This is a genomic window from Virgibacillus senegalensis, assembly GCF_000821245.2.
GTDB lineage: Bacteria > Bacillota > Bacilli > Bacillales > Amphibacillaceae > Sediminibacillus > Sediminibacillus senegalensis.
Window position 1 is genome coordinate 599560 of record NZ_LN611425.1, and the last position, 23392, is coordinate 622951.

Below are 23392 nucleotides of genomic sequence, written 5' to 3' on the forward strand. Positions count from 1 at the left end.
CCCCTTCCCGCCTATGGAGATTTCCTTGACAGTATTTACGAACAAGGTGGAAAACTGTCTGATTTTATGGCTGGCTACGAGAAGAGAACGGGTCAACGCGAAATGTCTGAAACAGTTTTCGATGCGTTTGAAGGAAAACAGCATGCATTGATAGAAGCCGAAACCGGCACCGGAAAATCGATGGCCTATTTGTTACCGGCAATTTATCAGTCTGTGGCTAAAGGACAGCGAGTTGTTATAAGCACGCACTTAACCCAGCTTCAGTCTCAGCTGCTGGAAAAAGAAATACCATTGTTGAAGGCCATGCTGGATATCGAGTTCCAAGCAGCCTTGATTAAAGGAAAGCAGCACTACATAAGCTTGAGTAAATTTGAGAAAGAAATATTTTCCGACCAGCAGGACAACTACGATATCACGTTGACGAAAGCAATCTTGCTCGTATGGCTTACGGAAACGAATACTGGAGACATCGATGAAGTGCAGCTGCCATCAAGCGGCAGAAAGTTTTTTCGCAGTGTTTCAACAGAGACCGAAGGATATCCTGATCCCCAATCGCCCTGGTTCAGCAGATCTTTTTACCAGAGGGTGAGGAACAAGGTGCAAAGGGCGAATCTTGTCATTACCAATCATTCTTTGTTTTGTACTGATTTGAACAGTAACTTTCAGCTATTGCCCTCTTACAAAATGGCAGTAATCGATGAAGCACATCATTTGGAAGCGACCGCAGCGAAGCATTTTGGTTTGAAGCTCGATTATATAGGGATACAACATTTGTTAAATCGGGTTGGAACGATGGAACCAGGCGACTGGTTTTATCGCGCTGTCCATGAAATCGGCATTGAAACGATTTCAAACGAAAACTGGGATGATTTATGGCAGCAGTCCAAGGCAGAGGCTGATGAATTGTTTCGCTATGTATTTCACTATGTGCTGGAACAAAATCGACGAAATATTGCATTGAATGACATTGGCAGAATACAGTATCGATTTGACCCAGAGAATGAAAACACTCAATCTTGGAGTACGATTAAGGAAATGGCAGGCAGGCTGAGCTTTTTCATTAGAGACCTGATCCACATTTTATCTCAGTTGAAGAACAAGAGCGGTGATAGTGGAGGCTCTTCAGAGTCTGAGACAACAGAAATCAGAGAAGAGGTACAAAGTTTTATCGAATTGCTGCAAAATATCATTGACGAGCTGGAACATTTTTTCTTTGCACCTGGTTCCAACCAAGTAATGTGGGCTGAAATCGAAGCACACGGTGCAAAAAATGCTGTTTATCTTTACAGTGAACCGGTCGAGGTTGCGAGCACGTTATTCGAAAACCTGTTTGCCAAAAAGGAAAGCATTGTCCTGACCAGCGCAACCTTGAGCATGAATAAGTCGTTTGATTATATCCGGGGCAGACTCGGTTTGCCCCCCGAAACAACGATTGAGAAAAAAATCCAATCGCCGTATCGTTATGATCAGCAGGTTCAGCTCATGATACCAAGTGATTTCCCAAATATGAAATATGGTGATTCGGAAGCATATATCCTGGCTGTTTGTGAAGCTATCTACTCCCTTGCCGAGGTAACAGAAGGAAGGATGCTCGTGTTATTTACTTCTTACGATATGCTGCGTAAGGCGCATCAAATATTGAAGGAGCTAACCGAAGAAAAGGATTTTATCCTAATAGCTCAAGGGATATCGAGCGGCAGCAGGGCGCGGTTGAAAAAGAATTTTCAGGCTTTCGATCGGTCGATCTTGCTGGGAACCAGTTCCTTTTGGGAAGGAGTCGATATCCCGGGAAGCGATTTGTCTTCACTCGTCATTGTAAGATTGCCTTTCCAGCCGCCGGACCATCCAGTTTACGAAGCAAAATCTGTCCTATTGAAGGAGCAGGGAAAAAATCCATTCATGGAGTTGGCGCTTCCTAACGCGGTGATCCGCTTTAAGCAGGGATTTGGCCGGTTGATCAGGTCGAGTACCGATCGCGGAATTGTATTTATTTGTGACGATCGGATTGTAAAAGCAAGATACGGTAAGTATTTTACGGATTCGATTCCAGAAGTACCGATCACATACGACAACACGACGAAATTAATCCAAAAAGCTGAAGATTGGTTATGATATGAATCGCTTTTCTACATATCCTATAACTAGTTTGATCTAGGATAGGTGATGGCAAAGTGAAAAGGTTAACTTGGGCCCTTGCTTTTTGGCTGCTAGTTGTTGTTCTGATTCCTGCAATACATGGAGAAGCGATGATCGACCTGAAAAAGGGCGAAATTTATTATGCTTTTTTTCATCTTCCTAATGGAGAAGCAACATTGATTAAAGGGTTGAACGGTTCGATTCTGATCAACACAGGAGCACCAGAAAGTGCAAGAACCTTGCTCGAACAGCTGGAGGAACTGGAAGTGAAGGAAATCGATACCATTATCCTGACCAAACAGCTGTCCGATTATTGCGGGAATACCGCTGAACTGGTAGACCGGTTTCACACAGAATTAATTGCATATGCAGGAAAGATGAGCAATTCATGTAGCATGGAAGTTGAGAACATAAATACAAAGCAATGGGATACCGACGAGCACGTCGAGTTACCGATCGGTGGTTCCATCACGGTTCTTAAAGCAGAAGAAACAGGTGAAATGACCCTCAATATCGTTTACGGAAAAACATCCATGTTATATCTAAGCAACAGTACCATTGAGGATGAAGATGAGTGGTTACAGCATGAACTCGATCCACAGATCATCAAAGTTGGCGATTATGCTCTCGGAAAGTCTCCAAGTGGTTATTTGTTAGACCATATTGATCCACATATCGCCATTATTTTCAATGGTAACAACAAGCAACCCAACGAAGGATTGATGGAGCGGCTGAATGAATCGTGGATCGATGTGTACCACCTCAATCAGGTAGGAACAACCATCGTCCGTTTAAGTAATTCGGATTATGAAGTAATATCTTGATTAAATGTGCGGCAGAAAAAAGCTTCTGTCGCACACAAAAAAAGTGCGCTAAAATCAGCGCACGATAGTGTATGGGTTAGGGGAATTGGTTGAAAAAGTACAAATCATCAAAAGCAAAAAACAGATCGTTTCATGTTAAAAAGGAATTTGCTTTTCAACTCTAATTATATTGTGGATGAAATGACCGCTGCTATGTGTTACAAATATTGATAGCATTGACAAACTTCTGCCTGTATATATTGCTTAGCAGGTAAGAAGCACAGTAACAACTGCTTGATGCCAACTTCTTCGTCATTTTCTGTCAAACCGCTTCAAGAATTAACAAAAATGAGTTATGATGAGAAAGTGCGATACAGCAATATATCAGATACACTGTCCTGTTATGTTGGGGAAATTGTGGAGGTGTAGCCAATGGAGAATAAAATTGAGAAGCTGTCGACAGTGAAAATCACACATTCCGAAGATTTATACAAAATAGTCGATAGTTTGAACAGAACGCTAAAGGAAGATGATTTAATGTTTGGATTAGCACTGGATGATGAAGATGATGGAAAAGCTATCTTTACCATTTACCGTACCTAACTGGTTAAAATGGGCAGTCGGTATTATTTTAGTGGTTTGTTTGTTATTTATAGGGTATTTCATTTATTTATATAACAGTATCCAACAGGATAAAGAAGCTGGATTTAAGGCTTCGGCAGATCAGGCTGTTGCCCAAACCGATCTTGATAAAGCAGACGAGGTATCGCGTTACCATGGAAGTGTACTATACCATGTAGTAACCGGAACCACCAATGATGGCTCAAGAGCAATCGCCTATGTACCGGTTAACGGGGAAAAAGCAGAAATCGCTTTTTATCGAAACGAGGATTTAGTTTCGGAGCAAGCCATTCTCCAATCATGGAAAAGTGACTGCTCGAACTGTGAGTTACTGGAGACGAACCTTGCACTGGAAAAAGATCAACCATTAATGGAGTTAAAATACATAGATGAAAGGGATCGATATGTATTGCATTATTATTCCTTGACGGATGGGAGTTCCGGAGATCATTTTAGGTTTAATCGATCCTGACCATTATTTCGGAAAGGTGATTTAATTTATGGAATTAGCAAACAGAGTAAAGACACTGACTCCTTCTTCTACATTGGCTATAACTGCCAAGGCGAAGGAATTGAAGAGCCAGGGACATGATGTCATTGGGCTCGGAGCAGGGGAGCCGGATTTTAACACGCCGCAGTCTATTTTAGATGCAGCGGAAAAAGCAATGCGGGAAGGACATACGAAGTACACACCATCAGGAGGACTTCCGGCTTTAAAGGATGCAATAATCGAAAAGCTGAAGGCAGATCAACAATTGGAATATAAGCCTGAAGAAATAATTGTAACCAATGGAGCCAAGCATAGTCTTTACACGCTGTTTCAAGTAATTTTGAATCCAGGTGATGAAGTAATTATCCCTGCCCCTTACTGGGTCAGCTATCCAGAGCAGGTAAAACTGGCTGAAGGAGAGCCAGTGGTGCTGGAGTCGAAAGAAGAAAACCATTTTAAAGTCACACCTGAGCAATTAGAAAAGGCTATCACAAGTAAAACCAAAGCTGTCATTTTGAATTCACCCAGCAATCCGACAGGGGTGATGTATTCAGCCGAGGAACTGAAAGCCTTAGGTGATGTTTGCTTAAAGCATGATTTGTTGATTGTTTCGGATGAAATTTACGAAAAATTAATTTATACAGATCAACAGCATGTTTCGATCGCCCAGCTTTCAGAAACATTGAAGAAGCAAACGATCATCATCAACGGCGTTTCCAAATCACACTCCATGACTGGATGGAGAATTGGTTATACAGCTGGTGACAGCAAACTTATTAAGGCAATGACCGGGCTTGCCTCTCATTCAACCTCTAATCCGAATTCCATCGCTCAATTTGCAGCGTTGGAAGCATACAGCGGGTCACAGGAGAAAGTAGAAGAAATGCGTAAGGCTTTCCAAGAGCGCTTGGAAAAACTATATGAACTCATTACGGATATCCCGGGAATTACCTGTGTGAAACCCAAAGGTGCTTTCTACTTGTTCCCAAATGTCAGCGAGGCAGCAAAAGCGAACGGTTTCTCCAATGTGGATGAATGGGTTCAAGCATTGCTTGAGGAAGAAAAAGTGGCCTTGGTGCCAGGTTCTGGATTCGGCGCTCCAAATAATGTTCGTTTATCCTATGCAATTTCGATATCGCAATTAGAGGAAGCGGCGAAAAGAATCAAACGTTTTGTACGTAATCATCAATAAAGAAAGTGTACGGAGGTAGTTAATTTTGAAGAAGACGATATCACAAGTAGCTAAACATGTGGGAGAAGAAGTAACCATTGGTGCCTGGTTAGCCAACAAACGCTCCAGTGGTAAGATTGCTTTTTTGCAACTCCGGGATGGAACAGGTTTCATTCAGGGGGTAGTTGTAAAAGCGGAAGTAGACGAAGAAGTTTTTCAGACAGCTAAAAACATGACGCAGGAAACTTCTTTATATGTCACAGGAACAGTGGCAGAAGATACCCGCTCACCGTTCGGATATGAATTACAGGTGAAGAATGTGGAAATCATCCATGAGTCAACTGATTTTCCAATCACACCGAAAGAACACGGAACGGAATTTCTGATGGATCACCGCCATTTATGGCTTCGTTCCAAAAAACAGCATGCTGTGATGAAAATACGTAACGAAATTATCCGTTCTACGTATCAGTTTTTCAATGATAATGATTATGTGAAAATCGATCCACCGATTCTCACTGGTTCTTCGGCTGAAGGAACAACGGAATTATTCCATACCAAATACTTCGACGAAGAAGCATATTTGTCACAAAGCGGGCAGTTGTACATGGAAGCAGCTGCGATGGCTTTCGGTAAAGTGTTTTCCTTCGGACCAACTTTCCGTGCCGAAAAATCAAAAACCCGCCGGCATTTAATTGAATTTTGGATGATTGAGCCGGAGATGGCTTTTGTGGAGCATGAAGAAAGCCTGGAAATCCAGGAACAGTATGTTAGCTTTATTGCGAATAGCGTATTGGAAAATTGCAAGCTGGAACTAGATATTTTAGAAAGAGATACAGACAAACTTGCAAAAATTCAAGCACCATTCCCACGAATCACTTACGATGAAGCGATCGAGTTGTTAAAAGAAAAAGGGTTCGATGATATCGAGTGGGGAGAAGATTTTGGGGCGCCGCATGAAACGGCTATTGCGGAAAGCTTTGAAAAACCTGTCTTTATCACCCATTATCCGGCAGAAATCAAAGCATTTTATATGAAGCCTGATCCGGATCGTCCTGATGTTGTTTTGTGTGCAGACCTGATTGCTCCGGAAGGCTATGGAGAAGTAATTGGCGGATCACAAAGAATTGATGATTTGGCTTTGATGGAGCAGCGTTATCAGGAACATAATCTGACTGGCGATGCCTATCAATGGTACCTCGAATTGAGGAAATACGGTAGTGTTCCGCATTCCGGTTTCGGTCTTGGCCTTGAACGGACAGTGGCATGGTTTGCAGGAGTTGAGCATGTAAGAGAGACTATTCCGTTCCCTCGTTTGCTCAATCGTTTGTATCCGTGATGCCTCATTTACATTCGTGCTATTTTTAAACAGATCCCTTGCCGCCACAGGCGACAAGGGATTATTATGTGTTTTATTGGAAATTCCCGCAACTGAAATTCGTGCTATAATAGGTTAGAGGTGAATGTATAGTGGCAAGCGAATTCAACTACCAACAATTTGTCAGGGATCAAATGATGATTCCTTCTTTATTGTTAAAAAGATACCGTCAATTGAAACTGTCTGAAACAGAAGTAATGGTTATATTACATATCCATCGATTTCAATTGGAAGGGAACCATTTTCCGACTCCGGAAGAAATTGCACAATTCACGAGTATTTCCTCTGAAGACTGCACAAAAATACTTCGTCAGTTGATACAGAAAAATATTTTATTGATTGAACAGGAAGAGGATGAACAGCACGTTTTAAATGAATGTTATTCACTTGAACCTTTATGGGTGACTTTATATAAAGCGGATTATTCGATTGTTAAGACAAATAAAGAAACAGATAAGGAAACGGATCAGCAACAGGCTAACATATTTATTCTTTTTGAACAGGAATTTGGCCGGCCATTGTCCCCGTTTGAAATTGAAACGGTAAATATTTGGATTGATGATGAAAAACATTCTCCTGCTTTAATCAAAGCTGCATTGAGGGAAGCGGTTTTGATGGGGAAATTGAACTTTCGTTATATTGATCGTATCTTACGCGAATGGAAAAAGAAAGGGATTAAATCGGTGGAGCAGGCTAGAAACCAAAGCAGACAATTCCATGTTCATCAAAATAATAACCAGCAGGAACAACAGCAACAAACAAAACGGGATGTCTCGCTATATTATAATTGGTTAGAAGAGTAGAGGGGGGATAAGTATGCTGAATAAGAAACAGGTGAGACAATGTCTGGATGCATGGGAAGAAATGTTTCCCGATGCCGAATGTGAACTTGTCCATGGAAATCCTTTTGAATTGGTCATTGCAGTTGTTTTATCAGCGCAGTGTACAGACGCTTTGGTTAATAAAGTGACCAGGGACTTATTCAAAAAATACAAAACACCTGAAGATTACTTAGCTGTATCCTTGGAAGAATTACAGGGAGATATACGTTCTATTGGCCTGTATCGAAACAAAGCAAAAAACATTCGCAAGCTTTGCCAAATGTTGATCGATGAATATGGCGGAGAAGTCCCTTCCACGCAAGAGGAGCTTGTCAAATTGGCAGGAGTAGGAAGAAAAACGGCCAATGTTGTCGCCTCCGTCGCATTTGGGGAACCGGCAATCGCAGTAGATACTCATGTTGAAAGGGTTTCAAAACGGTTGGGAATCTGCCGTTGGAAAGACTCTGTACTGGAAGTAGAACAGACCCTGATGCGGAAAGTGCCAAAACAAGAATGGAGTCAAACCCATCATCGGATGATCTTTTTCGGGAGATATCATTGCAAAGCGAAAAGCCCAAACTGTCCGGAATGTCCGCTTCTGGATATTTGCAGAGAGGGACAAAAGCGGATGAAAGCAAAACAATTTGATATCGAAGTGTAAGAAAAGGGAGCTGTCCGTAAGTGTTTTTTTACTTACGAGGCAGCTCTTTTTTCCTGTTTCCATCATGCTTTTTACCAATGTCATATTCAATAGGGCAGGAGTGAAAAAATCATCAGCGCTACTTTATCACGCTGATGATTTTTTAATTTATGCACTCTTATTAGACAATAGGTTTTGTAATGTCAGGCAATTTCTTTTTCTCGTATCGCATGGATAGGATAACTGGCTGCTCCTTCGGTAGTGGAAGCATTGGCATTACTGTCTTCACTTGGTTCTCCATCATCTGGATCTCCTTCATCCACAGGTGTCTCACCATCAGTAGAATCGTCTCCATTGGGGCCACCGGTGTTATCTTCGTCACCAGTACCATCATCGTTGTCATTGCCATTGTTATTTCCACTCTCATTATCATTGCCGTTTCCATTACCATTACCATTACCATTACCGTTTCCGTTGCCATTACCATTATTTCCATTGTCACCCTGTCCGTTTCCATTGTTTTCATCTTCAGGGTTTTCTTCGTCTTGGTTTTCTTCTTCATCATTTTGTTCGTCTTCTTCTAGTTCTTCTTCGGCTTCTTCATCGGCAACTTCCACTGTAACCGTTGATGGGTCACTCGTGTTTCCAGAGTCTGAATCACTGACCGCAGTGACCTCAATGGTATAGGTGGTACCAAGTTCGACGTTACCAATCTCCAGGCTGGTTTCTTTTGTATCGGCCAAATCCCTCAAGGATCCGCCATCGGTGCCAGCCCTCACATTAAAGGTAACCGGTCGATCTTCATCCTGATTGTAATTCCAGGAAACTTCAATCGATTGGTTTTCCTCGTTAAACTTAGCTTTCAAACCGCTGACCGGATCAATCCTGTCGAACTTCTGGGAAGTTTTCTTCGGCTCATTTCCTTTTACGAACAACTCCGTTACAATGTTCGAATCGGGAGTATATTCACTTGGGAGCCTAGCAGGGTTTGAGCCTTTTTCGACCTGAACTTCCACCACGGAATCAGGTTTGGTAAAATCGGGAGTTTCGATTCCTTCTGATAAATAAGACATCGTTTCCCGGAAAATGTCCTGTGCTACGACTGTTTCCGGCCTTCCAACAAGCGTCCTTTCTTCCGGATTGTCATAACCGGTCCATACAGCGATCGTATAGTTAGTCGTATAACCACTGAACCAGGAGTCCGGACTGCCTTCTTTTCCCTTTACGTTAGTCGTACCTGTTTTACCGGCCATCGGCAAGCCAGAAACATTGGCTGCAGTACCAGTTCCCGTAGGATCTTTGACTACCGATTTTAGCATATCAGTAACCATATATGCCGTGTATTCATGCATGGCTGACTTTGGTTCTGGTTTTAAGTCGACGGTGCGTCCATCGTTATAAGTAACCTTTGTAACCGAATAAGGCTCCGTATAAATTCCTTTATTACCAAAGGCACTGTAAGCACCAGCCATCTGCAGGGTGGTGACTCCAGTGGAAGAACCGCCAATTGCATCGGTTAATTGAATGGCATCATCTCTGAATTTTATACCAAGTCCTTCAGCAAATTCTTGTGCTCTGCCGGCTCCGATTTCTTCAAAAGTCTTAACAGCAGGAACGTTTAAAGACTCTGCCAGCGCTGTCCGTATCGACATCCAGCCTTTGTGCTGTCCATTCCAGTTATCGATGTAGGAATCGGTACCTGCGATTGGATATCGACCATCGTCATTGATTTGATGGTAAGTGGACCACTGTTCATATTCAATAGCCGGACCGTAGTCAATGATCGGTTTAAACGTAGAACCAGCCTGGCGGTCTTTGTTGTCAATGGCATAGTTCCAGCCGCCTTGGGTATCCTCTAAATTCCTTCCGCCCCCGATGGCACGGATTGCTCCAGAAGAAGTATCCAGTACGGTTAAACCGGCTCGGAATTCATCATTTGGATAAGCGATTGGATTGTTTTCATCTTCGCTAAGCAAAAATTCGACATGTTTTTGAGCTTTAGGATCTAATGTGGTCTCGACTACAAGGCCATCATTATAAAGATCAGCATCAAGTTTCTCACTGACCTCATCCTGGACTTGCTGAATAAAAGCCTGGTAAGGGGTGGATTCTTCCTGATTTTCCACCAGTAAGGATTCCACAGATACTTCCCGTGCTTCATCCGCTTCTTTCTGTGTTATTTTTCCGTGTTGAACCATCAGACTCAAGACCGTATTCATTCTTTCCTGGGTCAATTCTGGATTTCTTGTCGGATCATATGCAGACGGGCGTTGTGGCAAACCAGCTAAAATTGCAGCTTCCGGTAAGGTCAAATCGTTTAAATCCTCTTTGCCGAAATAATAGTCTGCCGCTTCGGCAACACCATATACGTTGCCGTAGTAAATTCTGTTTAAATACATTTCCAGTATTTCTTCTTTGGAGTATTTGGCATCGAGACGAAGAGCCAGCCATTGCTCCTGGACTTTCCGTTTCAATGTTTTTTCGGGAGTCAGGAAGGCACCTTTGATCACCTGTTGATCAATCGTACTTGCCCCCTCAGCACCAAATCCTCCGGTAATATTTGCTAGTATGGCTCCGCCGATTCTGCGGAAGTCTATTCCTATATGATTAAAAAAACGAGAATCTTCGGTTGCAGTAACTGCATCGACCAACAATGGCGGAAGATCTTCATAATCAATCTTTGTTCTTTTTTCTTCTCCGAGACTGGCGAACTCCTCTCCATTAACATCGAGCAGCTTTGTCGAAGCCGGCACAGCCAGGCTCTCTGCGTCAAGTTTTGGAGCTGTAGCTATAAAATAGGTGAATAAACCGCCAATTCCAATTGCGACAAATAAAACGACGATTAAAAGAACCTTCATCATTTTCCTGAAAAGTGATTTGTTTTGTTTCTTCTTCTTCTTCAGTTGCTTTCGTCTTGCTGAACGAGATTGGCTAGCATCTGCCATCACGCATCTTCCTCCGTTCTAAAAATAAAGCTGATCTAAGACATCTAAATAATCTACCTTTGCCTGATACTTGAAAGGGATCAAATGACCAGCTTCTTTAATGTCTGAATAGGGTAGAGATTTTCTTCCTCCCTTATATTGACTTTCCCAGTAAGAGAAAAGTTTCATGGAAGGGAATAAAAAAGTTTCATCTAACATAGAAAAACGAACGATCAAAAAGCTAATTCCACCGTGTTCGTAAACCTGTTTCATGTGTTTTACCTGATGCTCATGCAGATTGGAAAGCGGGAATGATGTTTTGCTTTTTGTCTCTTTTGCTTCAAAGTCTATATATTTACCTTTATAAATGCCGTTATAATCAGTAGTCGAGGCTTGTTTGAAATAAGCTTCCTTGATAGTGGCTGCACTACGCTTTGGATAATCCACTTTGACTATTTGAACCGGTGTCGGTTTTTTATGGATGACCGCTCTGTTCATGACCAGATAATGTTCATTTGTTTCATTGATGTCTTCTTCGAGTGTCATCCCTCTATTGCCAAACGCAGGTTCCTCCAGCCTTTTTCCTGATCCACGAAAAGATTGCTTCTTTCCGTTTGGATAATTCATGTTTATACCTCCCATACATGAGAGTATCATAACAGAAATTCAGGGGGAATGAGAACTAAAAATCAAAAAAACAGTGACAACTTTTTTCCTCATCTGCACAAGCTATTACAGGAGGCGGTGCCAATGAGGAAAGAGCATTTGGAACTAGTAAACCATATCAAGACACTGACAAAAACTAACAATATTGATAATATCTCAAGAACCAAAGCATATCTTTCTTACTATCATCAACATCCTGAAATAACTTGGGCGTTCTTGGCCAGTATGGTGTCAAGAAATGCTGGTTGGAATATAACTGATTTATATACCCCTGTGATAGCTGGTTTGCTTTCAAAAAAAACAAGAGCAAGGTTGTTTTCCACCTATGAGCGTGCAAATTGGCTTATCTTTTCGGATGCCTATCCACAATTGTTACTCTATCAATTTTCAAAGGAGCAGGGCAGACCGCTGTTTCACTTGCTGCAGTCATTTAATACTTCTTTATACATGCTTCGTGAATGGAATTATTTTTGGACCAACAGAAATGGTTATCGATTAATGCAAGCACAAATCATCAACGAACAAAATGTCATCCAGCGCCCCGTCATCGAACAGCCGTTTTACCGAAAAAATGTTTTCGGGAGACTTCCTTATTTAATGCAGGATTATTTTCTGCTAAGTGCTGTGTTGTTTCCTAAACGAGAAGGAACTATTATAGGTTCGTATGTTTATGACTTTTCCAATTTGACTAAACGGATCCAGTTGGGGAAAACGTTAGCAGTAAAGCTGTTTGCCCCAAATAACTTTATGGGGGTGCTGGATTTCGCTAACACAGTCGAACCAACTGGTTCCAGAAGTGAATATGAATATTTCCTCCCAACCAGCGACCAGAAATTCAGGGCTCCCGCCTTGCGAACAATTGTCAAGCCTATCGAGCACCAGGATAATATTCGTGTTGACTGGAGTTTAAGTGGGGGTATAAAGTCAGAGTGGCTCCTTTATCCTGAAGTAAAAGACAACGATAGAACGGTTGAGCATTTCTATCGAAAAAGAAAAGTAATGGGCCGTATTTGGCAAGTCAAACGTTTGGTATGGATGTAAGAATCCGGGCTGACTAGGTCAGTCCGGATTTCCATTTTTGTTATACAGATGGGCGGTCAGGACCGTCCAGCTTTTTGTTTTTGTATTCAGCATGCTGCTTTTTTTCATTTTTTCGGTCTTTCTTCAACTGGTCTTTCGATTTATCGGTCATTACAAACCCTCCTTAACCCTATTGTTGTCATCCAAGCGCAAAACATACGGATTTACCTGTTAATTTGTCTGCTTGCTTCTAGTTTTGTCGGTGAAGAAGGGTACCGAAGCATATATGGAGAACCAATGCTATTACAAGCTAAAAAAGGAGAGATGACCAATGGATTTTGTCGGAAAGGGAGATACGGAAAAAAACGGTGTGTCCAAACAAGCGTTTGAAAAAGCATATGTAGAACTGTCGGACAGCGTGCGGTTAATTGAGCAAAAACTTGCCACAAAGGCTGATGAAGTAGTCCTCACTTTAGCGCTCTCCCATCGCCAGGAAATCGAAGAACTACAGAGTGAGGTCTTAAAATTGCATAAAGAAATAAGACAATTGAAGAATAAAAAGGAAGAGCAAAGGATCAATCGATATTTCGATGCGAAGCCTTCTTTCTGGAGATATATGTTTAAAAGAATGCAATTTGCCCGTAAATAGTGGTACAGTATGAAGGAAAGGCGGGTGAAATTCGATGGAGTTAGAAGCATTGACCAATCAATTGAAGCAGGAATTGATCCCATTGAAGCAACGGTTTGAAACGAACGAAAAGCCGGAAGATAGAAGAGATAAGCAATTTTTTCTGTTTGTAAAAGAGGAAACGACTCCATTCTTTGAAATGGTTAAGGAATGGGAAGAAAAGGCACTTCAGTTTGTTAAAAACAAAGAAGTGACTGTCCATCCGCAGCAAGTCGCTTCTACAAGTGATAACCTGCAAATCATTTTAATGAACAGCTATTATATTGATACTCCTAAAACACGTTATATGGAAATGTATCAATCGATTGTTTTTGTTTTAGACCAGCTGCTTGCTGATATAAAAAGACTTAGGGACGGACAGGGATAGCAGATTTTGAGTACGTGCAAGCCTTTACAGAATCGGGATTTTCTTTTATAATAATTTTCCCGCTATAAGAAAGGATGCAGTGAAATGGATCAAAATCAATTATTCGCGAAAGCAAAGGAAATTAGAGACAGGGCTTATACTCCCTATTCAAAGTTCCCGGTAGGAGCAGCTCTACTGACGAAGTCGGGAAAGGTCTATCTAGGTTGTAATATCGAAAATGCTGCCTATCCGGTTAGCCTGTGCGCAGAACGAGTGGCTATATTCAAAGCGATTTCAGACGGTGTAACCGATTTTTCTGAAATGGCGGTTGTGGCGGACACGGGCAGGCCTGTATCGCCGTGTGGCTCTTGCCGTCAGGTAATGAGTGAGTTCTTTGACAAGAAGATGCAGATACATATCGGAAATCTCGCGGACGAGCGAAAAACGATGACAATGGAAGAACTGCTTCCATTTTCTTTCGAATCAGCTGACCTTTCGGTTGAAAATGGCAAGTAATGAGGAACCCTGTTTAACAACAGGGTTTTCGTTTTTTTCAAGCGAAGGACCAGAGTGCGGAATCTGTAAGAATGATATTTATCACGAAATTTAGGTTTTTGCCTCAGACATGTCTTAGTCTTCTATCATAGGTTATTAGTGAACCTGACATAAAGAAAGGAGACAAAAAATGAGACATCATCACGGACCGCATTGCGGTTGTCCTAAACAAGTGGTGTATCCTACTCAAGAAAATGTCGTGCATCATTGTACAGAAGAAACGGTGGAGCATATTCATCCATCCCATACCACGATCATGAACCACCACCTAGTGAAGAATCAACATATGTATCCTCACTCTACTTCTGTAGCGAATACAGTGGACAGTGTTGATCAATATGGCGGTTCTTTCAATACACCGCCTAATCAAGTAGCCGGGGCCGCTACCCCTCCTGGCGGGCCAGGCGGCATGGTAGCAGGGGCAATGAGCCCGGGAGGTCCAGGTATGGGTATGGGACCCGGGTTTCATGGAATGAAAGGCTGGAAGAAACCGAATAAATGGTGCTGATAACCAATAAGAGCTGGGTGTTAACATTCAGCCGGCTCTTTTTTACATATATATTGGACATATCGGAAAGGAGTAATACATATGGATGTACTAGCTGTCACTGGATACAAGCCGATGGAAATGAATATTTTTAAACAGGATGATCCCAAGGTTACTTTTATTAAAGCGGCGATAGAAAAGAAAATAATCGGTTTGATTGAAGAGGGGTTGGAGTGGATACTGATATCCGGACAAATGGGCGTAGAAATGTGGACAGGGGAAGTAATTTTGGATTTAAAGGAAACATATGATATAAAGCTTGGTGTTTTCCCTCCGTTTACGAATCAAGAAAGCCGCTGGCCGGAGCAGATACAGGAAGCCTACCAGGAACTGCTCATGCTGGCGGACTTCTATCAGCCGATTTATCAAACAGACTACCAGGGACCTTACCAGTTTAAAGCAAAAAACAAATGGATGATCGACAAGAGCGATGGGTGTTTGATTTTGCTTGATGAAGAATTTCCCGGAAGCAGCCGTTTTTTTTATCAAGAAGCTAAAGAGGCTAATGAACGCGACGGTTATCCTATTTACTTGATTACGCCGATGGACTTGGATGACGTTGTGACAGAAATACAGATGGAAGATCCGGATTACTGGTCCTAACCGAGGCATTTCCGTATCTGTTAAGTTTCGGTTTCTTTGTCCCCGTAAAAATTGACATTCGCTCAATGTTTTGAAAAAATAAGAGGTAAGTTGTACGAGATATGAGGTGATATGGATGAGCTTGGATCGTATTCAATTGACAGGGAAAGATATATTGGAAAAAAACTTTAAAACTGCCATGCGAGGGTACAATCAGGAAGAAGTGGATGAATACCTCGATGTGATCATTCAGGACTATGAAGCTTTTCAACAGGAAATCGAGCGGCTGCGCCAGGAAAATGACCGGTTGAAAAGACAGTCAGATCAAACGAGAACCCGTACAGCAACAACGGCAAGCAATCACCAGGTTAATTACGACATTTTGAAACGAGTTTCCAATTTAGAAAAAGCTGTTTTCGGAAAGAAATTTGCCGACGCTGACTCCTGATATGTTGGATATCATTACCAATGCAAGGCAATAAACGATATGTTATAATTTTAATTGTCGCATTGACTTGAACGAAAAATGATATTACAATGGATTAGCATTTAATGGATGTTTGAGTAATCGCTGCACATCATAGGTGTGTAGAGGAAAGTCCATGCTCACACAGGCTGAGATGCTTGTAGTGTTCGTGCTTGACGAATTCATAAGTCAAGGTAATCCCTTATGGGGTTAACGGCAGGGAAGATACCTAAGTCTTTTGGATACGGTATTGCAACCTTGAAAGTGCCACAGTGACGTAGTCAGACGGGAAACCGTTTGAGTGGAACGAGGTAAACCCCGCGAGTGAGCAACCCAAATATTGGTAGGGGCATCCTTTTAGTAGGGAAATGAACCGAACGAGGGCCAGGCAATTGCCTGGAGATAGATGATTACTACTTGCGTACGAGGTTGACCACCGTTTGCAGTACAATAGTACAGAACATGGCTTACAAAACATTCATTGGTCGTTGCTATAATCAGGGAATAGGCAGCCTCTTCTAACAGCATTTGTGTTAGAAGGGGCTTTTCGTTTACATAAGTTCGAAAACATGAATAAGAAAGGAATAAATATATGAAGCAGCAAGTTACATTGATTGCTACAGCAGCAATGGGTTTAGAAGGAATTGTCGCTCAGGAAGTTCGTGCGCTGGGCTACCAGGATACCAAAGTAGAAAATGGCAGGGTTATATTTTCAGCGGATATTTCCGCTATTCCAAGGTGCAACCTTTGGCTTCGCACAGCTGACAGGATCAAAGTACTGGTCGGTCAATTCGAAGCAAAAACGTTTGATTCCTTATTTGAGCAGACGAAAGCACTGCCATGGGAGCAGTATATCCCTGAAGATGGGGAGTTTCCGGTTATTGGGAAGTCGGTCAAGTCTACCCTTTACAGTGTTTCGGACTGCCAGGCGATCGTCAAAAAGTCGGTTGCCGAACGATTGAAGCAAAAATATGGGATTGCTTCCTGGTTAGAAGAGTCCGGGGGATTTTACCGCATTGAAGTTGCTCTCCATAAAGACCAGGTAACACTAACCCTGGATGCTTCTGGAACTGGCTTACACAAACGCGGCTATCGGATTGGACAAGGGGAGGCACCACTAAAGGAAACGTTGGCTGCCGCTTTGGTAAAACTCACCAATTGGAAAGCGGACCAGCCGTTTGTCGATCCTTTTTGTGGATCTGGAACAATACCGATCGAGGCGGCGCTAATTGGACAAAACATTGCACCAGGGTTCAACCGTGAATTTGCTTCAGAGTCTTGGGAGCTAGTTGGTCATGATCGTTGGGAAAAAGCCCTTGAGGAGGCGGAGGATCTAGCTGACTACAACCAACCTCTGGACATTACTGGGGCGGACATTGACCATCGGATGATTGAGGTGGCAAAGGATAATGCCATGGAAGCTGGCCTTGGCGATCTGGTCTCTTGGAAACAAATGCAAGCAAAGGATTTTCATCCGAAGCAGGATTCCGGTTATCTTGTCGGTAATCCGCCATACGGAGAACGGATCGGCGATAAAGCCGAAGTGGAAAAAATGTATAGCGATTTAGGCAAGGTTATGCAGCAATATCCTGGTTGGAGTGTATATATCCTTACTTCTAATGAACGTTTTGAAACAGTATATGGCAAAAAAGCAACAAAGAAACGAAAGTTATTCAACGGCTATATCAAAACAGATTATTACCAGTATTTCGGAAGCAAATAGGGGAGGAATCGTTTTGTCGGATATCAAGCAGTTAGAAACGGAATTTTTGGACCTTTTGAACGAACAAAAAGCATACCAGGAAGCACTGGCATTAATTCAATGGGATTTACGCACAAAAATCCCTCCAAAAGGAGTCGATCAACGGTCGGAAGTCATTGGAGTCCTTTCACAAAAAGCATACCAGCTTGCGACATCGGAGAGAATGAAACACTTGATTGACTCCTTGAAAGGAAATGTTTCTGACCCTATCGTTAAACGGTGTCTTGAGGAAAGTGAAGAGGAGTACAACCGAAACCGGAAAATTCCGGAAGCTGAATTCAAAGCGTATACGATGCTGCAGACAAAATCGGAATCCGTTTGGCAAGAAGCCCGTGAAAAAGGTGACTTCCGATTGCTGCAGCCATACTTGGAAAAGTTAGTCGAGTTTAATAAGAAATTCGCCGAATACTGGGGATATGAAAAGAATCGGTATGACGCCCTCCTGCATGTTTTTGAGCCGGGAGTGACAACGGAAGTTCTTGACGAAGTATTTCCTGCATTAAGAAAATCATTGACAGGTTTGTTGGAAAAAATTAAGGAATCCGGTTTTAAGCCGAACCCAGAGATCCTTAAGAAACACTTTCCTAAGCAAGCTCAAGAAAAGTTCAGCTTAGAAATACTGAAGCGAATGGGGTATGATTTTAGTGCTGGCCGTCTCGATGAAACAATCCATCCGTTTGCGATTGCAATCAACCAACAGGATGTACGGGTGACGACGAGATATGATGAGAAGGACTTTCGAATGGCTGTTTTCGGTACGATCCATGAAGGGGGACACGCCCTTTATGAGCAAAACATTGACCAGACGTTGGCCCAAACGCCGCTTGCAGATGGTACGTCGATGGGGATACATGAGTCGCAATCCTTGTTCTGGGAAAATTTCGTGGCCAGGAGTGAAGCTTTTTGGAAGCAGCATTATCCGTTGTTCCAAGATCATGCTCCTGTAGATTTTCGCCATATTTCTTTCGAAGACTTTTACGGGGCAGTAAATGAAGTGAAGCCTTCCCTCATTCGGATTGAAGCGGATGAATTAACCTATTGTCTCCATATCATGATTAGATATGAACTGGAAAAAGCGTTGATCAATGAGGAAATAGAAGTTAAAGACCTTCCGGATAGATGGAATCAAAAAATGGAGGAATACTTGGGAATCAGGCCGCAATCAGATAGTGGAGGAGTGCTGCAGGATATACATTGGGCTGCTGGGGACTTTGGTTATTTTCCTTCTTATGCCTTAGGATATATGTATGCGGCACAATTCCATCATTGTCTGGCTGAAACAATGGATGTGGAATCAATTGTTAATTCAGGAGACTTTCATGCAATCAAGCAATGGCTGGTTGAAAACATCCATCAGTACGGTAAGTTGAAAAAACCGTTGGAAATTCTGCATGATGTCACGGGAGAAGGACTAAACCCAGATTATTTGATAAAACACTTACAAAGCAAGTATGCAAGAATTTATCATTTTAATTAAAAAAAAGCCAAGGATAAAAACATTGTGACCAATATAAAGTCCGAACGATTCCAATTCGTTCGGATTTTTTGTTAAAAAGGCTCTACAATATTTGTTGGGGTTTTAGAAAAATTCCGCATAAAAAATACACACAAGCTCCTATCTCTACTACACTTGAATTGACTAAGAAACAAGCAGATAGGAGTTGTGTGTACATGCATTCTAACATGACATTACCCGGATTAGAAAGTGTTTCTATCAAGAAAGTAGAAGAGGTGGAGGGAGCTTACCACATAGAGGTGGAGATGCCCAGGCAGGCGCAAACCTGTCCGGCGTGTGGTAACCAGACTTCCCGCGTTCATGATTACCGAATACAGAAAATCCAGCACTTAAAGGTATTTGAACGAACCACCTATTTGTTTTACCGCAAACGACGCTATGCCTGTTCCTGTGGTAAACGATTCGCAGAAGCCAATCCGATGGTGGACCGTTATCAGCGTCATTCAAGAGAGTGGAACCAGGCACTTGGCCTTCGGGTGATCCAGGGGATGAACTTCAAGGATACCGCTGCGCAGTTCCGTACCTCACAAGCTACAGCCATTCGCCGGTTCGATCAGGTGGCCACACCAGAACTTCAAGAGGTGGAAGAGCTTCCAGAAGTGATTGCGATTGATGAATATAAAGGCGATACCAATGCGGGGAAATACCAGGTCATCATTGGCGATGGAGAGACCGGAAATCCAATAGATATCCTGCCTGATCGATCCGTCAAAACCGTCAAGCAGTACCTTCGGGAAAAAGGGGGTAATGTCCGGAAGGTCATCATGGACATGAGCTATAGTTTTAAGTCAGCTGTCCGGAAGGCGGTGGGAAGCCCCATCATTGTGGCCGATCGTTTCCATTTTTGTCGGTATATTTATTGGGCTTTGGAAAAGGTGCGCAGGCGAGTCCAAAAGAACTTCCATGAATACGACCGGAAAAAGTGTAAACGGATGAAACATATCTTTTACAAGAAGCAGGAGGAACTAACCGAGAAGCAGCGCTGGTATCTGAACCGATACCTCGATCTATCGGATGAACTACGAGTCGCCTATAAGCTGAAAGAGGCTTTTCGCAGCTGGTTTGAAGAGGCAAAAGCAATGGGGAAAACCGATATTGGCTATGTAAAACAACGATTGTATCAGTATTATGACCGAGTGAAGCAAAGTGGTATGGAAGAATATCTACAAGCGATTGGCACCTTGAAGAATTGGCAGACAGAGATTCTGAATAGCTTTGCGCTCGATTATAGCAATGGGTTTATTGAAGGATTGAACAACCAAACGAAAGTCATCAAACGGAATGCTTTTGGGTTTCGTCGTTACGATCGCTTAAGAACGAAAGTGTTATTACATCATCAACTGAAGGAATTCAGGGGCTTTCAAGTGGGTTAAGGAGTAGGAGCAAATTTCTCCCACCCCAACATTTGACGTAGAACCAATTTTTTACGGTCTGAGGATGGATTGGCTATCCGCTTTTCTTTTAAAAAAATCGTTTGACAAAATCACTGATAAATTCTGAAAATAAGTTGTTTTTATAGTTCAAGAAATGACAGACTTCTATTTTACAGTTCGCTATACTTGCTACAAGTCCCGATTGGTAGATTGAAAGGAAGAGTGTCCGTGACAATCTATTTAGATGCTATATGGCTTTTGAACTTTATGTTGGATTGGATGATTTTAATGCTCACCAGTTATTTAACGAAAAGACAGCATAACCGTTTAAGGCTGATATTAGGTGCATTAATTGCTTCATTACTCGTTCCGTTCACTATTTTTTTCCCGGAATTCCCGCTTAGTACGTGGTGGGGAAAAGGGCTATATTCTCTACTAATTGTCTGGACTGCTTTCGGCTGGCAGAATGTCAAGTCTTTCCGTGCTAGTGTTGGCTGGTTTTACTTCGTATCGTTTGTTCTTGGCGGCAGTTTGATTGCGCTTCACTTTTTGATCGGCCAACAGGTACTTGCATCTTCCAGCNTTAAAAAAGTAAAACGTTTTAACATTCACTTTTAAAAAGAGCAACGCTACACTTTGGTAAGTACTTCGCTTTCCGCTGGCACGGCTTCAGCTACTTGCTTTGCCAAGTGGATCTTCAGCTCGCGCTCTTTTGAGCATGATTTCCGTGTTCTCAATTGCCGTTCCGGGTAGAAAGCGAAGCCACATGAAACAACTACTTCATTATCCATTTTATGCTTTTGGTCCGCACCCTCTAGTTTCTGAGGAAACCCTCATATGCTGATTTTTATCTTCATCACTGTTAAGTGCCTATCAGGCAGTAGAAGAATAGAAAACGTTTTTGTTCTTTTAAATTCTGTCGAAATCAGACCATTAAAATGTAGCGAAGGCAAGATTCGGAGACTCCTACGGGAACAGCACGAGCTGAAAATCCCGCAAGTAAGCGTCTTTTGCTTACTGAGGAAGTTGAAGCCGTGCCCGTGGAAAGCGTAGTAGCTTGCCGTAGCGATTCGAAGCACATGTCAAACAACATGACAAAAAGAAATCTTTTTAAGGAATAAACAAATAAAAAAGAACGAATTCGATTGGTAATCAAAATTCGTTCTTTTTTGTTTTGGTGGCCATGCTTCAACCCGGCCATTTTTCCAGACATCTTCCATATAAGTTAGCAGCTTGCGGCTGAAAATTCAGCTGAATCAAAACCGCTTGGTATGTTACTCAATTCCATCTAGCTTAATGCATCCGCCATATTTGGAGCGAACATATCCTGTCCTTCATAAATGGAAGTAATTTGTTCTTGGAACTCATCCCATTTGTCCTGGGCTGCAGAAAAATCAGGCTCAAGAGCAGAATCGTTGATAGCGGTTTCCGTTTCGCTGTAGTAGTCGCCAAGTGTTGCAATAGCTTGCTGGTAGTTTTCTTTCACTTCATCCGGCACATCTGCTTCAAATTGATAATTTTCCAATTCCGTTTGCGCATCTTTGGCAGCTGTTAAAGCCTCTTCCGCGGAAGCTTCGATATCTTCTTCGGAAACTTCCTCATCTGCCAAGTTGCCTTGATAAGCATTGATTTTTTGTTGATACGGACTGACGGTACTAGTAAAGTCCATTTGTGCATTAAGTAGTTCTTTTTTCACTTCCGCATTATCATTTGACTCATCGGACTTAGTGTCCTCCTCTTGCTGCTCAGCAGTGTCATCTCCTGTAGCAGTGTCATCCTCATTGTCTGATTGGGAGCAGCCTGCGATGGTTAGTGCTGAAATAAGACCTAGTGATAGTAAAAACTTTTTCATTTGATAACCCCCTGTTAAAATATGTGTAAGATTTACAACCAAATAGTAGTTTAGTGCTAAATAAACAAAAAGTAAACAATTTGAAGAAATGTTTTAATTCTTTAAAAATTCTGCTTTTATCAGTCTGAGGAGGAAGGAAAATGTATTTGCCGTCATTTCGATTGGATGGAAAATTGGCAGTCATTACTGGAGCAAGCAAAGGAATAGGTAGGGCAGTGGCACTAGCCTTTGCAGAATCAGGGGCTGACCTTGTACTTATAGCAAGGAACAAAGAACAGCTTTCAAAGGTTCGGAAGGAAGCGGAGGGATATGGAAGCGAAGTAACTACAATAAGTGAAGATGTAAAAAATTATAGCAGTATTATCCAACAACTCGATGACAACATTCAAGGCCGTGGAGTGGATGTATGGGTGAACAATGCCGGGATAAATATTCGCAGCAAGGCCTTCGAAGTTACTCCAGGAGAAATGGATCAAATCGTAGATATCAACATGAAAAGCTCTTTTTTTCTCGCTCAAGCTGCTGCTAAGCGAATGAAGAATCACGGGGGAGGTAAAATAATCAATATGACTTCTGTCGGCGGGCATGTGGCTCTTCGGACAGGTGTAGTATATGCCATGACAAAAAGTGCAATCATCCAAATGACCAAAAACCTTGCCATGGAATGGGGAGGGGAAAATATCCTGGTTAACGCTATTGGTCCTTGGTATTTTCCGACTGCATTGACGGAAGGTTTATTACAGGATGAACAGTATGTAGCAGACATTCTGGACAGGACACCACTGAAACGCATAGGCAAATTGGAGGAACTGGCTGGTACCGCAGTATTTCTGGCTTCAGATGCAAGCAATTATATAACCGGCCAGACTTTATTTGTAGACGGCGGTATGACGATATACGGCTTTTAATGACGTTGGGCAATGTTCTCAGGTTACGCGGAAAGAAAGGGAATGAAGCAGGGGAAACCACACCAAACCGATTCGATTTTAGTTAAGTCTTTCGTAAATGGGGTACATAATCAAAGACTACAATATT

23 protein-coding genes and 1 other RNA gene are annotated in these 23392 nt (G+C 42.2%); 21 read left to right on the forward strand and 3 right to left on the reverse strand.

Annotated elements, in window-relative coordinates:
* The 8 genes from dinG to nth all read left to right on the forward strand — a co-directional run.
* Positions 1-2112 (forward strand): ATP-dependent DNA helicase DinG (dinG, locus tag BN1067_RS13815; protein ID WP_053219437.1); only part of this gene is annotated, 2112 nt, incomplete at its 5' end.
* 59 nt (positions 2113-2171) lie between these two features.
* A complete protein-coding gene (locus BN1067_RS13820) occupies positions 2172-2960 on the forward strand; it encodes a ComEC/Rec2 family competence protein (RefSeq protein WP_053219438.1) in 789 nt (262 codons plus the stop codon).
* A gap of 411 nt (positions 2961-3371) precedes the next feature.
* On the forward strand, positions 3372-3542 hold the full coding sequence (locus tag BN1067_RS13825) for a YpmA family protein (protein WP_110943497.1): 171 nt from the start codon (positions 3372-3374) through the stop codon (positions 3540-3542).
* On the forward strand, positions 3505-4032 hold the full coding sequence (locus BN1067_RS13830) for a cell wall elongation regulator TseB-like domain-containing protein (RefSeq protein ID WP_199868529.1): 528 nt from the start codon (positions 3505-3507) through the stop codon (positions 4030-4032). Before BN1067_RS13825 ends, BN1067_RS13830 begins: the two co-directional genes overlap by 38 nt.
* Positions 4033-4060: 28 nt before the next feature.
* Positions 4061-5242: a pyridoxal phosphate-dependent aminotransferase gene (locus BN1067_RS13835; protein ID WP_053219440.1), complete on the forward strand. Its 1182-nt coding sequence runs from the start codon at positions 4061-4063 to the stop codon at positions 5240-5242.
* Between the two features lie 25 nt (positions 5243-5267).
* Positions 5268-6560, forward strand: coding sequence for an asparagine--tRNA ligase (gene asnS / locus BN1067_RS13840; RefSeq protein WP_053219441.1), 1293 nt, complete (start codon positions 5268-5270; stop codon positions 6558-6560).
* Between the two features lie 131 nt (positions 6561-6691).
* Positions 6692-7402 (forward strand): DnaD domain-containing protein, encoded by a 711-nt coding sequence (locus BN1067_RS13845; RefSeq protein WP_234400700.1) that lies wholly within the window; start codon positions 6692-6694, stop codon positions 7400-7402.
* 13 nt (positions 7403-7415) lie between these two features.
* Positions 7416-8081: an endonuclease III gene (gene nth / locus BN1067_RS13850; protein WP_053219442.1), complete on the forward strand. Its 666-nt coding sequence runs from the start codon at positions 7416-7418 to the stop codon at positions 8079-8081.
* Between the two features lie 182 nt (positions 8082-8263).
* On the opposite strand, the gene BN1067_RS13855 is transcribed toward nth, so the two are convergent.
* Both BN1067_RS13855 and recU read right to left on the reverse strand, forming a co-directional pair.
* Positions 8264-11005, reverse strand: a complete 2742-nt coding sequence (locus BN1067_RS13855; protein ID WP_110943498.1) for a penicillin-binding protein 1A — start codon at positions 11003-11005, stop codon at positions 8264-8266.
* An 18-nt stretch (positions 11006-11023) separates the two neighbouring features.
* Positions 11024-11611 (reverse strand): Holliday junction resolvase RecU, encoded by a 588-nt coding sequence (gene recU / locus BN1067_RS13860; protein ID WP_053219443.1) that lies wholly within the window; start codon positions 11609-11611, stop codon positions 11024-11026.
* A 123-nt stretch (positions 11612-11734) separates the two neighbouring features.
* On the opposite strand from recU, the gene BN1067_RS13865 reads away from it, so the two are divergent.
* From BN1067_RS13865 to BN1067_RS13920, 12 genes are all read left to right on the forward strand, one after another.
* A complete protein-coding gene (locus BN1067_RS13865; protein ID WP_053219444.1) occupies positions 11735-12691 on the forward strand; it encodes a DUF2515 family protein in 957 nt (318 codons plus the stop codon).
* A gap of 310 nt (positions 12692-13001) precedes the next feature.
* The gene (locus BN1067_RS13870) at positions 13002-13319 is read left to right on the forward strand and encodes a hypothetical protein (RefSeq protein ID WP_053219445.1); all 318 of its coding nucleotides are present in this window, start codon (positions 13002-13004) and stop codon (positions 13317-13319) included.
* A 34-nt stretch (positions 13320-13353) separates the two neighbouring features.
* The gene (locus BN1067_RS13875; RefSeq protein ID WP_053219446.1) at positions 13354-13725 is read left to right on the forward strand and encodes a DUF1798 family protein; all 372 of its coding nucleotides are present in this window, start codon (positions 13354-13356) and stop codon (positions 13723-13725) included.
* Positions 13726-13809: 84 nt separating this feature from the next.
* Positions 13810-14220 carry a cytidine deaminase gene (locus BN1067_RS13880; protein ID WP_053219447.1) on the forward strand — a complete coding sequence of 137 codons (411 nt, stop codon included), beginning with the start codon at positions 13810-13812 and terminating at the stop codon, positions 14218-14220.
* 169 nt (positions 14221-14389) lie between these two features.
* Positions 14390-14767: a spore coat protein gene (locus BN1067_RS13885; RefSeq protein WP_053219448.1), complete on the forward strand. Its 378-nt coding sequence runs from the start codon at positions 14390-14392 to the stop codon at positions 14765-14767.
* 81 nt (positions 14768-14848) lie between these two features.
* Positions 14849-15409 (forward strand): SLOG family protein, encoded by a 561-nt coding sequence (locus BN1067_RS13890; RefSeq protein WP_053219449.1) that lies wholly within the window; start codon positions 14849-14851, stop codon positions 15407-15409.
* Positions 15410-15524: 115 nt separating this feature from the next.
* Positions 15525-15836, forward strand: coding sequence for a cell division regulator GpsB (gene gpsB, locus BN1067_RS13895; protein WP_053219450.1), 312 nt, complete (start codon positions 15525-15527; stop codon positions 15834-15836).
* A gap of 108 nt (positions 15837-15944) precedes the next feature.
* Positions 15945-16329, forward strand: an RNA gene (gene rnpB, locus BN1067_RS13900) — RNase P RNA component class B.
* A gap of 117 nt (positions 16330-16446) precedes the next feature.
* On the forward strand, positions 16447-17577 hold the full coding sequence (locus tag BN1067_RS13905; RefSeq protein ID WP_053219451.1) for a THUMP domain-containing class I SAM-dependent RNA methyltransferase: 1131 nt from the start codon (positions 16447-16449) through the stop codon (positions 17575-17577).
* A 13-nt stretch (positions 17578-17590) separates the two neighbouring features.
* On the forward strand, positions 17591-19093 hold the full coding sequence (locus tag BN1067_RS13910) for a carboxypeptidase M32 (protein ID WP_053219452.1): 1503 nt from the start codon (positions 17591-17593) through the stop codon (positions 19091-19093).
* Positions 19094-19281: 188 nt separating this feature from the next.
* A complete protein-coding gene (locus BN1067_RS13915; protein WP_110943399.1) occupies positions 19282-20505 on the forward strand; it encodes an ISL3 family transposase in 1224 nt (407 codons plus the stop codon).
* Between the two features lie 228 nt (positions 20506-20733).
* A complete protein-coding gene (locus tag BN1067_RS13920) occupies positions 20734-21123 on the forward strand; it encodes a sigma-E processing peptidase SpoIIGA (RefSeq protein ID WP_053219453.1) in 390 nt (129 codons plus the stop codon).
* Positions 21124-21793: 670 nt separating this feature from the next.
* On the opposite strand, the gene BN1067_RS13925 is transcribed toward BN1067_RS13920, so the two are convergent.
* Positions 21794-22357 carry a hypothetical protein gene (locus BN1067_RS13925; RefSeq protein WP_053219454.1) on the reverse strand — a complete coding sequence of 188 codons (564 nt, stop codon included), beginning with the start codon at positions 22355-22357 and terminating at the stop codon, positions 21794-21796.
* Between the two features lie 140 nt (positions 22358-22497).
* On the opposite strand from BN1067_RS13925, the gene BN1067_RS13930 reads away from it, so the two are divergent.
* A complete protein-coding gene (locus BN1067_RS13930; protein WP_053219455.1) occupies positions 22498-23265 on the forward strand; it encodes an SDR family NAD(P)-dependent oxidoreductase in 768 nt (255 codons plus the stop codon).
* Positions 23266-23392: the final 127 nt, after the last annotated feature.